The organism is Pseudarthrobacter sp. AL07 (assembly GCF_029960665.1).
Classification (GTDB): domain Bacteria; phylum Actinomycetota; class Actinomycetes; order Actinomycetales; family Micrococcaceae; genus Arthrobacter.
This window is the reverse complement of record NZ_JASBRB010000039.1, coordinates 1-14,850: the sequence shown is the minus strand read 5'-3', so window position 1 is coordinate 14,850 and position 14,850 is coordinate 1. Positions and strand designations below refer to the sequence as shown.

Sequence of the window (14,850 nt, the reverse complement as noted above, 5' to 3'; positions counted from 1 at the left end):
TGGAGCCGAAGAGGAAGAACCAGAAGGCCAGGGCGTTCAGCCGTGGGAACGCGACGTCGGGGGCGCCGATCTGCAGCGGCATGATGAAGTTGGTGAAGCCGGCGAACAGCGGGGTGGCGAACATCAGCAGCATCATGGTGCCGTGCATCGTGAACAGCTGGTTGTACTGTTCCTTGGTCTGCAGGATCTGCATGCCAGGTTCGAAGAGCTCGGCCCGGATGAGCAGGGCCATAACGCCGGCCAGCATGAAGAACACAAATGAGGCGATCAGGTACATATACCCGATGACCTTGTGGTCGGTGGAGGTGAGCCAGCCGACCACCATGGAGCCTTTACGCAGCGGTACCAGCGGGGGAGCGGCCGTTGAAGCGGTCCCTGTTCGTGAATGTCCGGTGATGGCCATTTTTCACCTCACAGATTAGTCTGCACGGCATGTTTGGACCCTTTGCATGAGCCCCTAAGTGCAGGCTACTCACTTACGCGGCGTCCCGGAAGAGTCAGTGCAGGCCCATCGCGTTCCGGACCTCGTCCAGGATGTGGTGGACGGCGGTCTCCGCCGCCACAGCGTCACCGCGGGCCACCGCTGCCGCAGCATCCTCGTGGGCCTGCAACGCTTCGTTCCGCGGCTTGAAGGGCATGAGACCCTGTTTGGTCCGGCTGGTGAGCACCTCGGCCACCATGCCTTCCAGTGCGGTGAACATTTCGTTGCCACAGCTTTCGAGCAGCAGGCAGTGGAACTCGATGTCCACCGACAGGAACGCCTCGAGTTCGCCGGCTTCGCCCAGCCGCCGCAGCTCTGCGGCCAGAAAAACCAGCCTGGCCCGTTCAGCCGCGCTCGCCCGCCGGGCAGCACCTGCAGCCGCAATCGGCTCGACGGCGATGCGCAGCTCCGTGAGGCTGCCGTACTGCTCGGCGCGGTTGGCCGAGGCCAGGCGCCACCTCACCAGCTTGGGATCGTAAACGTTCCACAGCCCGCGCTCCTGCACCACGATGCCCACCCGCCGCCGTGAGTACACCAGGTTCATGGATTCGAGCACTTTCATAGTGTCCCGCGCGACAGTGCGGGAAATCCCGTACTCCAGCTGGAGGCCCTCAAGCGTAAGCCGGCTTCCCGGTGGGAGGCTCCCGGATGCGATGGCGACGCCAACCGCCTCCAGAACGCGTTCATGCATCGCGGGGGAAGCCCCGCCGTCGTCCGCGGTATCCGCGTGGTCCTCTGTCGCCGTCGACATGATTCCTGCCTCTCTATGCGCCACAGCGCACTCACAGGATACCGAAGATTAAGCCAAAGGTATGACTTGTGACACTCAAAGATAGTATCTATGGTTCCAAATGGTGATACCTTATCTCCCGGCGCAGTTCCCTGTGAGGTGCGCTTAAAGCGATCTTCACTTAGCCAACGGCGTCTTCGGAGGTAAACATGCAGTATCCAGCCACGCACCTGGTGGTGATGGGCGTTGCCGGTTCCGGCAAGTCCACCATTGCGGCAGCTCTTTCCCGGCAGCTTGGCTGGGCCTGTGCCGAAGCGGACGAGTTCCACCCCCGGTCCAACATCGACAGGATGACCCAGGGCATTCCCCTGCAGGACGAGGACCGCTGGCCCTGGTTGCAGGAAATCCAGAACTGGATGAACGCCCATGCCGCTGCCGGGGAAAGCACCGTACTCACCTGCTCCGCGCTCAAGCTCAGCTACCGCCGCTTGCTCTCCGAAGCGCAGGGCCGGGTCCTGTTCATCCACCTCGACGGCGGCGCCGAGCTGATCGGCCAGCGCATGCAGGGCCGCGAAGGCCATTTCATGCCGCCCGCCCTCCTGCCCAGCCAACTGGCCACCCTGGAACCTCTGACCGACCAGGAACTTGCCGCCGGCAGCCTCCGCCTGGACATCTCCAACTCCCCGGAACAGATCGTCGCCGCCGTGCTGGCACGCCTCACGCTTCCCGCCCAGACGGAACTCACCGACGGCTGAGCCCGCCCACACTTTCACAAACCCCAATAAATTCTGTTTCAAAGGAGAATCATGGTCATCGAAGGATGGACACAGACGCTGGGCGCAGGCCCGCTGCTGCTCATCGCAACAGCGGCGATCGTCGTACTGCTGTTCCTGATCATCAAGCTGCGGATGCACGCGCTGATCGCCCTGATCGCGGTCAGCCTCGCGACGGCATTTTCCACCGGAATTCCTGCCAACCAGGTGGTACCGGTGCTGATAAACGGGTTCGGCACAACCCTGGGCACCGTGGCCCTCCTCGTTGGCCTGGGCGCAATGCTGGGCCGTATCGTCGAAACCAGCGGCGGTGCCAAAGTGCTGGCGGACTACCTGATCGGTGTCTTCGGTGAAAAGCGTGCCCCGTTCGCCCTGGGCCTCGCCTCCCTGATCTTCGGCTTCCCCATCTTCTTCGACGCCGGCCTGGTAGTTATGCTGCCCGTGGTGTTCGCCGTGGCCCACCGTCTGGGCGGGGGAGTGCTGCGCTACGGACTCCCGGCCGCCGGTGCGTTCTCCGTGATGCACATCTTCCTGCCGCCGCACCCGGGTCCGGTCTCGGCTGCAGCCTTCTTTGATGCCAATATCGGCCTGGTCCTGATTGCCGGTCTCATCGCCGCCATCCCCACCTGGTACGTCACTGCCTACCTGTTCGGCCTCTGGACCGGCAAGAAACTGGTCCTCCCGGTACCGGAAATCCTGGGCCACGCCAGCGCCGAAGCCGAGTCCAACCCGCCGCGATTCCGCACCATCATCGGCCTCCTCCTCCTGCCGCTCGTCCTGATCTTCATCAACACCGGCCTGAACACCCTCGCGTCCTCCGGCGTCGTGGACGCAGCCGTCAAGAAGGAGCAGTGGTTCCAGGTCCTGCGCACCATCGGCGAAACCCCGGTGGCCCTGCTGATCGCCGTGCTCGTGGCCATGTTTGTGCTCGGTGCCCGCCGCGGCGCCGAGGCCGGCGCCCTGGAGAAGCTGCTCGAATCCTCGCTGGGCCCGGTCTGCTCCGTCATCCTGATCACCGGCGCCGGTGGCATGTTCGGCGGCGTGCTCCGTGCATCCGGCATCGGTGCCGCGCTGGCAGATGTCCTGGGCAGCCTGGGCATCCCGCTGATCCTGGCCGGGTTCCTAATCGCCGCCATCCTGCGCATCGCCCAGGGTTCGGCAACCGTGGCCCTGACCACCACTGCGGGCCTTATCGCCCCCGCCGTAGCACTGGCGGGACTGAACGGCATGCAGGTCGCCGCCCTGGTCATCGCCGTGGCGGCAGGCTCCGTGGTGGTCTCCCACGTCAACGACTCCGGCTTCTGGCTGGTGGGCCGTTTCTTCGGCATGGACGTCAAAACCACGCTGAAGACCTGGACCGTCATGGAAACGCTGATCGGTGTCATGGGCTTCGCCATCGCAGCGGTCATCTTCCTGCTCGCCGGCGTGGCGGGTTAGCGATCTGACTCCAGCCACGGCTGACTGAAGTACGACGGCGGGGCGTCCAGGTAAAATCTGGCCACCCCGCCGTCGTCGTACTACTGGGGCGCCGCTACTTGCGGGGGTTGGCTGCCTTGGGCGCTTTCGGCGCTTTGGGCGGGAGCTCTGCGACGTATTCGAAGGCTTTCCCCACCCAGGCCTTTGCCCGCGCATCGTCACCGCCGGCGTTCCACATCTCCGGGAGCCCGGTGTAGCCGCCCATGGGCCGCTCCGCCGGGCCGAACGGGACTGTAGGCTGGGTGCTTTCGAGCTCCTGCCGGTCGGCGTCGGCGAGCTTCACGCCGATGGTGGAGCCGAAGAGTCCGGCGAACATGTTGCCGTTGACGAAGGCGCCCAGGTTGCCGAACATCGGCTTGACCACCACCTCGGGGGTGTCCGGCACTACGGAGCGGAACCGCTCCTTGGCTTCGTCGGATGCTTTGGCCATCTCCATGGTGGTTCTCCCAGGGTCGAGGTGAGATTCTTTGGGCAGCTTATGCCCGTTAGGGAGCCGGCGACAGAATTGCCTACCGCTAGGCTGGCAGGAGTCCGCACCCACTTCTCAGGTTCCCATCCCAATCAAAGGACATCCCTTGACCCAACGCACCATTGTGATCACCGGCGCCAGCGACGGCATCGGCGCGGCAGCCGCGAAGACGCTGACGCAGGCAGGCGACCGGGTGGTCGTCATCGGCCGTTCCGAGGAGAAAACCCAGGCCGTCGCGAAGGAACTGAACGCCGACTATTTCGTCAGTGACTTCGCCGACCTGGGCCAGGTCCGCACCCTCGCCGCGCAGCTGAAAGACGACTATGAACGGATCGATGTCCTGGCCAATAACGCCGGCGGCATCATGGGCAAGCACCAGCTCACGGTGGACGGCAACGAGTCCACCTTCCAGATCAACCACCTGGCGCCGTTCCTGCTCACCACCGAGCTAATGGACGTCCTCACCGCCAGCAACGCCAAGGTCATCAACACCGCCAGCGCGGCCAACGGCTTCGGCAAAATGGACCTCTTCGACCTCAAATCGGAGCACAGTTACTCCACCAACCGCGCCTACGGTACGGCAAAACTCGCCAACATCCTCTTCACGTCCGAGCTGCACCGCCGCTTCGGCGAGCAGGGAATCACGACGGCGGCGTTCCACCCGGGCGTAGTGCGCACCAACTTCGCGGCAGCGTCCACCAGCCCCATGCGGCACGCCTACAAGACGCTGCTCAACCGCTTTATGCTCACCCCGGACCAGGGTGCCGACACCCTGCTCTGGCTCATCAACGGCACTGCCGGCACGGACTGGATCTCCGGCGCCTACTACGCCAAGCGCGCCTTGGCGAAGGCTAACGCACAGGCGTACGACGCCGAGCTGGCGCAGGGTCTGTGGGAGGCAAGCGAGGCGCTCGTCGCACATTAGGCCGATTTGCGGGGCGCCGGCTTGAGCCGGACCCGGACCGCGGCGCCCGCGCAGAGGATAACAGCCAAGCCGCCCACGATGGTGCTCCATGTCAGGGTCTCACCGAGCAGGAGGCCCGCCCAGCAGATGCTCAGCACAGGCTGGACAAGCTGGATCTGGCTGACCTGGGCCATGGGGCCAATAGCCAAGCCGCGGTACCAGGCGAAGAAGCCGAGGAACATGCTCACCACACCGAGGTAGGCAAAGGCCAGCCACTGGACCGGTGTGCCCGACGGCGGATCCTGGGCCACGGACAACGCCACCAGGAAAACCATCAGCGGGGACGCCAGCACCAGCGCCCAGGACACGGTCTGCCAGGCGCCCAGCTCGCGGGCCAGCAGGCCGCCCCCCGCGTAGCCGATGGCCGCGGCCACCACCGCGCCGAGGAGCAGCAGGTCGGCCCAGTGCAGTTGCCCGAACCCGCCGGACTGCAGGGAGCCGAAGGCTATTGCGGCCAGCGCCCCCACTCCGGTGATGAGCCAGAACGCCCGTGGGGGACGCTCGCGTCCGCGCAGGACTGCCACGGTAGCCGTCGCGGCGGGCAACAGGGCGATCACCACTGCGCCGTGACTGGCCGGCGTGGCGGTGAGCGCAAAGGACGTGAGCAGGGGAAACCCGACGACGATGCCTCCGGCCACCACGACGAGGCGAGCCCACTGCGTGCCGCGGGGGAGTCGCTGCCGGGTGAGGGCGAGCGCGAAGGCGGCGAGGATGGCAGCTACCACCGCGCGGCCGGACCCAATGAACAGCGGGGACAGGGACTCGACGGCCACCTTCGTGAACGGAACCGTGAAGGAGAACGCCGCTACTCCGATGAGACCCCACCAGAGTCCGGTGGGCTGGCGGGGTGGTATCACTGGCGGTAAAAGTGTAATAGCGCTATTATTGTCTCTCATGAATAACGATAGCAGTTTCCGGATTGTGGCGCACCTGAAGAAATGGATTTCTTCGGCCGTGCCCGGTGCGAAGCTGCCGTCCACGCGGTCGCTGGTGGCCGAGTACCAGGCCAGTCCCGTCACGGTGCAGAAGGCCCTGCGGACGCTCACGGCACAGGGACTGATCGAGAGCCGGCCCGGCGTCGGGACCTTCGTGCGCGCCGTCCGGAGTGCCCGTCCGTCCGACTACGGCTGGCAGACGGCGGCCCTCCGTTCCCCGCTGGCGCCGCCGCCCCCGGCCTCCGGCACCATGCGCAACGTCGCCAACGATGCTATCGCTTTCCATTCCGGCTACCCGGACCGCGAACTCCTGCCCGAGCGGCTGGTGCGGGCCGCCCTTGCCCGGGCAGCCCGCGGTGACGCCGCCTTGTCCCGTCCGCCGGCAGCCGGAATGCCGGAACTGCAGTCGTGGTTCGCGCACGAACTCGGTGCCTCCACGCCGGCCGGGACTACCCCGCCGAACCCGAGCGACGTCGTCGTACTCCCCGGAAGCCAAAGCGGGCTGAGCTCCATCTTCAGCGCGCTCGCCGGCCGCGGACAGCCGCTGCTGATGGAATCGCCGTCCTACTGGGGCGCCATCCTGGCGGCCGCGCAGGGCGGCGTGCGCATTGTCCCGGTGCCCAGCGGACCGGACGGACCGGACCCGGCCGAGCTGGCCCGTGCCTTTGAGGAGTCCGGCGCGCGGCTCTTCTACGCGCAGCCCAACTACGCCAACCCCACCGGCGCGCAGTGGTCAGCTGAACGGCGCGAACAGGTCCTGGACGTGGTGCGTGCGAAGGGGGCGTTCCTGGTGGAGGACGACTGGGCGCACGACTTCGGCATCTCCTCCAACCCCGTGCCCGTCGCCTCCCGCGACGACTCCGGCCACGTGGTCTACTTGCGCTCGCTGACCAAAAGTGTGTCACCGTCGATCCGCGTCGCCGCGGTCATCGCCCGCGGCCCGGCGCGGGAGCGCATCCTGGCGGACCGGGCGGCCGAATCGATGTACGTCAGCGGGCTGCTCCAGGCGGCAGCGCTCGACGTCGTGACGCAGCCCGGGTGGCAGACGCACCTTCGCAGCCTCCGCCACCAGCTCGAGTCGCGCCGCGACCTGCTGGTCACCAGCCTGCGCCAGCACGCGCCGCAGGCACACATCGAGCAGGTGCCCAAGGGCGGCCTGAACCTGTGGGCGCGGCTGCCCGACGGGACCGACCTCGAACGGCTGACCCGCGACTGCGAAACGGCCGGGGTGATCATCGCCGCGGGAAACGAATGGTTCCCGGCCGAACCAGCAGGCCCGTTCATCCGGCTTAACTACTCAGGGACGAATCCGGGCGCCTTTCCAGACGGCGCCAGGATCATCGGCGCAGCCATGGAGCGGAACGGGGACTGACGACCGAGTGTGTTCTTATTCGCCCAGCAGGCCGTAGGTGCTGATGACGTTGCCCTTCGTGGTCCGGTACTGGTCCTTCAGGCCGAGCCGCGTCACGGGGTCCCCGTCTTCGAACAGCTTCCTGCCGCTGCCGGCCACCACAGGGTGGGTCATCAGGGTCAGCTCATCAAGCAGCCCGGCGAACAGCAACTGGCGCACCACCGAAATGCTGCCGGTCACGGCGATCTCGCCGCCTTCGCGCGCTTTCAGGCTGGCCACGAATTCCTCCAGCGGTCCCTCGACCAGGTGCGAGTTCTGCCACTCGAGCGGCTCCGTAAGGGTCCGGGAGGCCACAAACTTCTCCACCGGGTTGATGAAGCCGGCGAAGTCATTGTCCACGGATGCTGTTGGCCAGTAGCCGGCCCACTCCTGGTAACTCACCCGGCCCAGCACCACGGTGTCCACGCGTTCCATCATGCCGGTCAGGCCCTTGCCGAGGTCGTCGTCGAAGCTGTCGAACTGCCATCGGAATGGGTCTGACACCACGCCGTCAACGGAGTGGAACAGGCCGGACGTGACTTTGCGCATGAGGTCCTCCAAGGTCAGGGGCAGATGGCTCCACGGTATTGGCTGGCCCGTTAGTAGGGAAGCCCCAGCCGCTGCTTGAGCCTGAGTCCGCCGCTGGTTGAGCCTGCCGAAAACTGGATCTGACAGGCTCGATCACCGGTCTCGGCCTGGATCACGAGGGGCTGGATCACCGGCCCCAACCTGGCCGCAGTTATGTTCGTCACCACTGCCTGCGTGTTGCGCGAATCCACGGGCCTGCAGCCCCATACTGGTGAATATGCGGCCTCTCGCCGCACCCGGCCAGGCAGGAGGAAATGCATGGAAACCCTGAAGAAAATCCTACGCAACCAGTACTTCCCGGCGGCCGCGGTGCTGACGGCCGTGTTGCTGTTCTGGATGATTGCCATGTTCGGCGGGCTCTCGCTGCTGAACAACAACCAGCCGCCCATGGCCACCCTGACCTGGATGCTGTTCGTCTACGCTGCGGCTGTCCTGACGCCGCTGGCAGGCGTCCTGGCCGCCGTGGACCTGGTCCGCCGCTGGCGCCGCAACCGCATGTACGCCGCGATTGACATAACGCAGTCCGCCGAGCCTGAAGCCCCTAAGCAATCCGCCCCTAAACAGCCCGCGCAGCACCGCCCGGTCACCCAGCAGCAGCCCGTGAAACGCCATCCGGTGCAGCAGCAGCCCGGCAAGAAGCAGCCGGCTCAAACCACGCAGCGCAAAAAAGCGGCGTAGCCGCTACTGCAGCGCCAGCTCCACCCGGTTCCGGCCGGCCGCCTTGGCAGCATAAAGTGCCGCGTCCGCTTCGCCCAGGAGGGTGTCGGCGTCGGCCCGGTGCTCGGCGGTGAACGCGGAAATCCCGGCGCTGAGCGTCAGCTGCCCCAGCGGGTCCCCGGAGTGGGCAATCTCCAGTTCGCGCACGCTTTCCAGTGCCCGCTCCACAAAGGCCTTGGCGCCCAGCTGTGACTGGTTCGGCAGGACAAGCAGGAATTCCTCGCCGCCGTACCGGTACACGCCGTCGCTCTTCCGCGCTGCGCCCACCAGCGCCCCCGCCACGGCCCGCAGCGCGAGATCGCCCGCTTGGTGCCCGTAGATGTCGTTGTAGCTCTTGAAATGGTCCACATCGCACATGGCAACGCAGTATCCCTCCGTGTACCGCTGGCTGTGCGCGTGCAACTGCTTGAGGTCCTCGGAAAGCTTGAGCCGGTTGTGCAGGCCGGTCAGCGGATCGGTCCGCGCCTGCTGCGACAGCGCCTTCCGGTAGTGCGCCAGGTCCGCGTGCAGGGTGGTCACCCGCAGCGCCACCAGCAACCGGGCATGCAGGATAAACGGGTCCAGCGGTTTGGTGACGTAGTCATCCGCCCCGGCCTCAAGCCCGGCGAGCACGTCGTCCCTGGATCCCTGCGACGTCAGCAGCACAATATACGTGTATAGGTCAGCCTCGCGCGCCCGGATGGCCCGGCACAACGCCAGCCCGTCCATTCCCGGCATCATCCAGTCTGTGACCACAACATCGGGCTGGTGTTCTAAGTACAGGGCCCACGCCTCGTCACCGTCCGCCGCCGTCAGGCAGTCATGCCCGGAGCGTTCGACGGCGGCGCGGGCCACCAGGAGTGAGCCCGGATCGTCATCTGCCACCAGAACTTTCACTGCGCCACCTCCAGCGCCAGATTGAGTTCAAAGTCCACGCGCATAAGCTCAACTTCCAGCCGGCTGACCAGCTGCGGGCCGCCGTCGAGCTTTCCGTTGCGGCCCATATCCTCCAGCTCGCCGCACAGGCTTGCGACGGCGGTGGCGCCGATGTTGGCCGCCGCACCCTTCAGGGCATGGGCCGCCTGGGCCAAAGCCGGGAAGCCGCCGTTGGTCACGGCTTCATGCAGCGCCGCAAGCCGCGCGGGAACGTCCTTCCGGAACGCCGCCGTCGTTGCGGGCAGCAAGCCCAGGCCATCCTCCGGGCCGAGATCGCGCAGCATGGCGAGCCGGTCCGCGTCCAGTGCCCGCGGCTCGGGGACCCAGCGGGCCAGGGCGGCTTCAAGCTCGGCGGCGTCCACCGGCTTGGACAGGTAATCGTCCATGCCGGCGGCGAGGCAGCGTTCCCGGTCCCCGTCCAGGGCGCCGGCGGTCATGGCGATGATAGGAAGATGGCTGGCCCCGCCGTCGCGCTGCCGGATGATCCGCGTGGCCTCGAATCCGTCCATCACCGGCATGTGGCAGTCCATCAGGACGGCGGCGTACCGCGTGCTGGCGGTGGCGGCCACGGCCTCGGCGCCATCGGCAACCACGTCCACCGCGTAGCCGAACTTGGTCACCGTGGCGCGGGCCACCAGCTGGTTCACCTCGTTGTCCTCCACCACCAGGATGCGGCCGCGGGATGGCTCCCGGACGGAGCACCCGGGGGACAACTCAGCGGACGAGTCGGCGTCGGACGGCGAGCCGGACGGGGAAGGCGCCGGGGCCTGCTGTTCACGCGTGGACATCAGCCGGACCAGGCGGTTGTAGAACTCGGAGCTGCGGACCGGTTTCATGAGCCATTCGCGGACTCCGGCGTCCGCGATCTCGGCGGCGTTGACCTGCATGGTGGACGTGAGCATGATCAGCTCGATGTCCGCCAGCGCGGCGTCGGCCTTGAGTTCGCGGGCCAGCTCCAGGCCATCGGTATCAGGCATGCAGAGGTCCAGCACGGCCAGGTGGAAGGGCGCCCCGGCCGCTGCGGCTTCGTGGGCGCGGGCCAGCGCGGCGCGGGCATCCGGGACGGCCTCCGGCTGCAGCTTCCAGCCGCGCAGCTGGGATTCCAGCACCAGGCGGTTGGTGGCGTTGTCGTCCACCACCAGGACGCGCAGCCCGGTCAGGAAACCGGCCGCGGGCACGGGATCCGTGGACTGCGGGGCCACGGGCACGGGGATACGGAACCAGAACGTGCTGCCCTCGCCCAGAGCGCTGTCCAGGCCGATCTCTCCGTCCATGGCCTCAGTGAGCCGGCTGCAAATGGCCAGGCCCAGGCCGGTGCCCCCGTAGCGCCGGGTGGTGGAAGCGTCCGCCTGGGAGAAGGATTCGAACAGGCGCGCGTGGTGGAGGGGGTCGATCCCGATGCCCGTATCACGGACCTCGAAGCAGACTGTGGCGGTGGCTCCGGGCCGGGCATCCGGCGTCTCCGTCGTAACGCGGATGGACACCTCCCCGGCCGCCGTGAACTTCACGGCGTTGGAGGCGAGGTTCAGCAGGATCTGCCGGATCCGGCCAGAATCGCCGTGCAGCCTGCCTGGAACGTCCGGTTCGCAGTAGGCGATGAGCTCCAGGTTCTTGGCCTGCGCGGGCTCCGTCAGCAGGCCTGCCACTTCCTCCACAAGGGCGCGGGGATCGAAGGCGCGGACATCCAGGTCAACCTTGCCAGCCTCCAGCTTGGAGAAGTCCAGGATGTCGTTGATGAGGGCCAGCAGCGCCTCGCCGGCACCCTTGACGCCCTGCGCGTACTGCTTCTGTGTTGCGTCCAGGGGCGTCTCCAACAGCAGCGCGGTCAGCCCCACCACGCCGTTCATGGGCGTGCGGATCTCATGGCTCATGGTGGCCAGGAACTCGGATTTGAGCCGGCTGGCCTCCAGAGCAGCCTGCCGGGCCGCTTCCAGTTCCTGTTCCGCTGCCCTGCGTTCGGTCATATCTTGGGCTATGCTCGCGACGCCGCGGATATGTTGGCCCTCCCGGATGGGGGAAGCTGTTACGGACACCGGGACTGTGGAGCCGTCCTTGCGGACGTGTTCGCTTTCGAAGCTCTGGGCTTCGCCTCCGGCCGCGACGGACGCAAGGACTTCCGCTACCCTTCTGCGCCGTCCCGGGGGCAGCAGAAAACCAGCATGCCGTCCGATTACCTCGGCTGATGTGTATCCGTAGAGCTTCTCAGCACCCGGGTTCCAACTGGAAATCAAACCTTCGGGGGTAGTGCCCATGATGGCGTTGGCCGATGAATTCACGATCGCGCCCAGGCCCTCCAGCTCAGCCGTCCTGGCCGCCACCTCCTGCTCCAGCCCGGTGGTCAGGGTGAGGTTCTCGATGATGATCAGCACCTGGCGGACCAGGATGAGAGCAACGGTGACTCTTGCCACCACCAGGAGGAAAGTGCTCATTTCCTGTACATGCGGGGCCGCGAGCACCATCAAAGCCACCAGGATAGGTGCGTAGGGGAGCAGCTCCAGGGCCAACGCGTACGCCCGGCGGTCCGGCCGCGGGCTTTCCGCATAGGGGAGCAGCGGTGCCAGCGCAATCAGGAGGAAGGCGATAATCCAGCCCAAGGCGAGCGGTGAACCGGTGACTCCCGTGACGCCGTCGGACGTCAACCGCACGTAGATGCTGTCCGTGACGGTGAGGACCAGCAGGCCGCCGCCGAAGCACAGCCACGGCAGCCGTTCGCCGGGCTGCCGGCGCATCCCCAGGACCAGAACCAGCGACGTGATGATCACGTCCACCACAGGGTAAGCCATGGTGGTGAGCCGGGAAAGGACGTCGCCCTCGGCGCTGATGGCCGGGCCCAGCGCCATGTACCAGCTGATGGCCAGGACCGAGCCGGCAATCACGGCTGCGTCCAGTACTGACCGGAGCAGTCCCACGCGGGTGGTGCCGCCGGGCCGCTTAAAGCTGAAAAGCGCGACGGCGGCCGGCACCGAGTAGCCCACAAACCCGACATCCGCCAAGGACGGAAACGGGTAGGCATGGTTGTTCGCGAGTCCGAAGTACGTCCACAAGGCCATGCCGGCGGCCCAGACATAGGCAGAGACCGACATCAGGGTCCAGGCGCGCGCATTCACGCCGCCGCGCAGCGCAGCCCGGCCGCAGCTGAAACCGGCCAGTAGGGCCGCCACGAGAACGGAAAAGTCGCCCGCCACCATGGCCGCCGGAGTTCCGCTGTTGGCAGCAAAAAACAGCCCGAGCATGCCCACCACCACCGCAGCAAGTACGATCAGCCAACCCAGCTTGGCCCTGTCCATGACGATGGCGGGACGTTGCTCCACAAGACCTGTTTGAGACACGCGGATCCCTCCCCATAGGTGCGCCTGTCACCCAAAAAACCGAGACCGGGGCCCGCCCGAGACCTGGGCGGAGACGCATCCTTATGCTATCCCTCACAGCTCAAGAACGACGGTACTTCGCGTCCACGTGAACTACGTCCCGCCCGGCGCGCTGCAGCAGGCTGGCTGCCACCCCCGAGCGGTATCCCGACTCGCAGTGCACCCATACGGTGCCCGCCGGAATCTCGGCATAATGCACGACGGCGGTGCCCGGCGCGAGTGCCGACGGGTCCGTTCCGAGGGCGGCGCCGGGGGAGTCGATGCCGATGCGTGAGAGGTCCCGGATGGCCTTTTCGACGTCCTCCTCTGACCCCACCAGAGTGAGCTGCTGGTTCCACGGCAGGACCCAGCCCAGGTAGGCGGTGAAGCTGGAGCCGCGGCCGTATTCGAAACTCGCCGAGCCCTGCAGGTGGCTGCTGGCAAAGGCCACCCGGTGGCGCAGGTCCACCACCCATTCGCCGTCCGCGAGCCGGCGGCTGAGCTCCTCCGGATCCACCTATTCCGGCGTGGTGAGGTCCGCAGGGCCTGGACCCTGCCGGTTCGCCGGCGCCATGTGCGCGTAATAGGACGGGTAGGCGGTCAGGTTGTTGACGAGCTCCTGCATAAAGTGGTCCTCATCGGCGTCCGTGAGGGCGTGGTTGGTCGGTGCCCGGACTCCGGCAGCGAGAACAGGTACCCCTGCAACGAGTCGCAATCCAGTGCGGTCAGGTAGTCCGCCTGCACGGCCGTTTCGACGCCTTCGGCGGTGACGGTCAGGCCCAGGCTGTGGGCCATGTTGATCATGGAGCTGAGGATGGGCAGGCGTTCCTGTCCCGTCCGCACCATGGACACAAACGTGCGGTCGATTTTCACTATGTCCACCGGCAGGTCCTGCAGCCGGCCCAGCGAGGAATAACCCGTGCCGAAGTCATCCAGCGCCACCCGGACGCCGGCCTCGCGCAGGCTGCTGAGCTGCCGGATCAGCCCGCAGCCAGGATCGAAAAAGACACTCTCTGTGACTTCCAGGACCAGCTGGTAGGCGACCACACCGCAGGCTGCGGCCAAGCGGAGGACGCCGTCGGCAAAGGCCGGTTCCTGCAGCTGCACGCCGGACACGTTGACCGCGGGCGGCCGCGACAGGTCCTCGCGCAGCCACGGCGCCAGCTGCACCAGGCTGAGCCCCATGACTTCGTTGCCGATTTCGCCGATCAGGCCGCTCCGCTCCGCTATCGGGATATAGTCCGACGGCGGGATGCGCTCGCCGTCGTGGTCCCACCGTGCCAGGGCCTCGAACTGGATGGCGAGCCCGATCCGCGGAGAGACAATCGGCTGGAATGCCACCGAGATCTCACCGCGCGAAACCGCGAGCTGGAGTGCTGCTTCCATCACCGTGCGCTGCACCAGGGCAGTCATCATCTCCGGATGGAAGCGCAGGAAACGGTTCTTACCGGCTGCCGTGGCCGCGTACATGGCGATATCCGCTTCACGAAGCAATTCGGAGACGACTATCGCTTCCTTGCCAATCGGGGCGAGACCAAGGCTGAGGCTCGGCCGCAGCACCGTGCCGTTGATGGTCACGGGCACATGCAGGCAGCGCACGATGCACGCCGCTATGGCCTTGGCGTCGGGGCAGGCCGTCAACAGCACCACAAACTCGTCGCCGCCGAGGCGGGCCACCACGTCCGCGTTCGGGACGCAGCCGCGCAGCCGGCGTGCCACTTCCACCAACATGTCATCGCCTGCCTGATGGCCCAGGATGTCGTTGACTTCCTTGAAGTCGTCCAGGTCGATAAGCAGGACCCTCGATCCTCTCGCCCACCCGTTGCGGGCGCGAATACCGTTCCAAGGTCCGGCCGTCCCTGAAGTCCAGCACATCATGGCTTTCGGCCCCCGGGTTTCTCCGCAACCTCTCCGAGCCGGGCCATAAACGCCTCCGGATGCGTAACCTGAGAGATGATCAGCCGGATGATCGGTTCATCACTGTCGCCCTCGAGTAACTCGGGCGGAATGGGGCTCTCCTGACTCTTCCGTGGGTCAATTTCGGCCGGGGAGCACCGGTTTGTGA

Annotated in this window: 13 protein-coding genes and 1 pseudogene; 5 read left to right on the top strand and 9 right to left on the bottom strand. The window is 66.5% G+C overall.

Annotation, left to right across the window (positions count from 1 at the left end; genetic code table 11):
* Positions 1-403 (bottom strand): cbb3-type cytochrome c oxidase subunit I (locus QK290_RS17450; RefSeq protein WP_282331911.1); only part of this gene is annotated, 403 nt, incomplete at its 3' end.
* Positions 404-497: 94 nt separating this feature from the next.
* Complete coding sequence (locus QK290_RS17445) at positions 498-1,232, bottom strand: FCD domain-containing protein (RefSeq protein WP_282331910.1); 735 nt, start codon at positions 1,230-1,232, stop codon at positions 498-500.
* A gap of 188 nt (positions 1,233-1,420) precedes the next feature.
* On the opposite strand from QK290_RS17445, the gene QK290_RS17440 reads away from it, so the two are divergent.
* Positions 1,421-1,966 carry a gluconokinase gene (locus QK290_RS17440; RefSeq protein WP_282331908.1) on the top strand — a complete coding sequence of 182 codons (546 nt, stop codon included), beginning with the start codon at positions 1,421-1,423 and terminating at the stop codon, positions 1,964-1,966.
* Between the two features lie 51 nt (positions 1,967-2,017).
* The gene (locus QK290_RS17435; protein ID WP_282331907.1) at positions 2,018-3,421 is read left to right on the top strand and encodes a GntP family permease; all 1,404 of its coding nucleotides are present in this window, start codon (positions 2,018-2,020) and stop codon (positions 3,419-3,421) included.
* A 94-nt stretch (positions 3,422-3,515) separates the two neighbouring features.
* Here QK290_RS17435 and QK290_RS17430 read toward each other — a convergent pair whose 3' ends face one another.
* The gene (locus tag QK290_RS17430; protein WP_282331905.1) at positions 3,516-3,896 is read right to left on the bottom strand and encodes a TfoX/Sxy family protein; all 381 of its coding nucleotides are present in this window, start codon (positions 3,894-3,896) and stop codon (positions 3,516-3,518) included.
* Positions 3,897-4,035: 139 nt separating this feature from the next.
* Between QK290_RS17430 and QK290_RS17425 the strand changes: the two genes are divergently transcribed.
* Positions 4,036-4,854: an SDR family NAD(P)-dependent oxidoreductase gene (locus QK290_RS17425; RefSeq protein WP_282331903.1), complete on the top strand. Its 819-nt coding sequence runs from the start codon at positions 4,036-4,038 to the stop codon at positions 4,852-4,854.
* On the opposite strand, the gene QK290_RS17420 is transcribed toward QK290_RS17425, so the two are convergent.
* Complete coding sequence (locus QK290_RS17420) at positions 4,851-5,789, bottom strand: DMT family transporter (protein WP_282331902.1); 939 nt, start codon at positions 5,787-5,789, stop codon at positions 4,851-4,853. The genes QK290_RS17425 and QK290_RS17420 overlap by 4 nt on opposite strands.
* On the opposite strand from QK290_RS17420, the gene QK290_RS17415 reads away from it, so the two are divergent.
* Positions 5,788-7,200 carry a PLP-dependent aminotransferase family protein gene (locus QK290_RS17415; protein ID WP_282331901.1) on the top strand — a complete coding sequence of 471 codons (1,413 nt, stop codon included), beginning with the start codon at positions 5,788-5,790 and terminating at the stop codon, positions 7,198-7,200. The genes QK290_RS17420 and QK290_RS17415 overlap by 2 nt on opposite strands.
* 15 nt (positions 7,201-7,215) lie before the next feature.
* Here QK290_RS17415 and QK290_RS17410 read toward each other — a convergent pair whose 3' ends face one another.
* Positions 7,216-7,767: a dihydrofolate reductase family protein gene (locus tag QK290_RS17410; RefSeq protein ID WP_282331900.1), complete on the bottom strand. Its 552-nt coding sequence runs from the start codon at positions 7,765-7,767 to the stop codon at positions 7,216-7,218.
* Between the two features lie 297 nt (positions 7,768-8,064).
* Between QK290_RS17410 and QK290_RS17405 the strand changes: the two genes are divergently transcribed.
* The gene (locus QK290_RS17405) at positions 8,065-8,484 is read left to right on the top strand and encodes a hypothetical protein (protein ID WP_282331899.1); all 420 of its coding nucleotides are present in this window, start codon (positions 8,065-8,067) and stop codon (positions 8,482-8,484) included.
* A gap of 3 nt (positions 8,485-8,487) precedes the next feature.
* On the opposite strand, the gene QK290_RS17400 is transcribed toward QK290_RS17405, so the two are convergent.
* The 4 genes and pseudogenes from QK290_RS17400 to QK290_RS17385 all read right to left on the bottom strand — a co-directional run bounded on the left by QK290_RS17400 (position 8,488) and on the right by QK290_RS17385 (position 14,660).
* Entirely contained in the window at positions 8,488-9,399 is a 912-nt protein-coding gene (locus QK290_RS17400; RefSeq protein WP_282331898.1) for a diguanylate cyclase, read from the bottom strand.
* Positions 9,396-12,767, bottom strand: a complete 3,372-nt coding sequence (locus QK290_RS17395) for a response regulator (protein ID WP_282331897.1) — start codon at positions 12,765-12,767, stop codon at positions 9,396-9,398. The genes QK290_RS17400 and QK290_RS17395 overlap by 4 nt, the downstream gene beginning before the upstream one ends.
* A 100-nt stretch (positions 12,768-12,867) precedes the next feature.
* Positions 12,868-13,449: pseudogene (locus QK290_RS17390) on the bottom strand (rhodanese-like domain-containing protein); the annotation flags it as partial.
* Positions 13,386-14,660 (bottom strand): bifunctional diguanylate cyclase/phosphodiesterase, encoded by a 1,275-nt coding sequence (locus QK290_RS17385; protein WP_348994665.1) that lies wholly within the window; start codon positions 14,658-14,660, stop codon positions 13,386-13,388. The gene QK290_RS17385 and the pseudogene QK290_RS17390, both read right to left, overlap by 64 nt.
* Positions 14,661-14,850 lie beyond the last annotated feature (190 nt).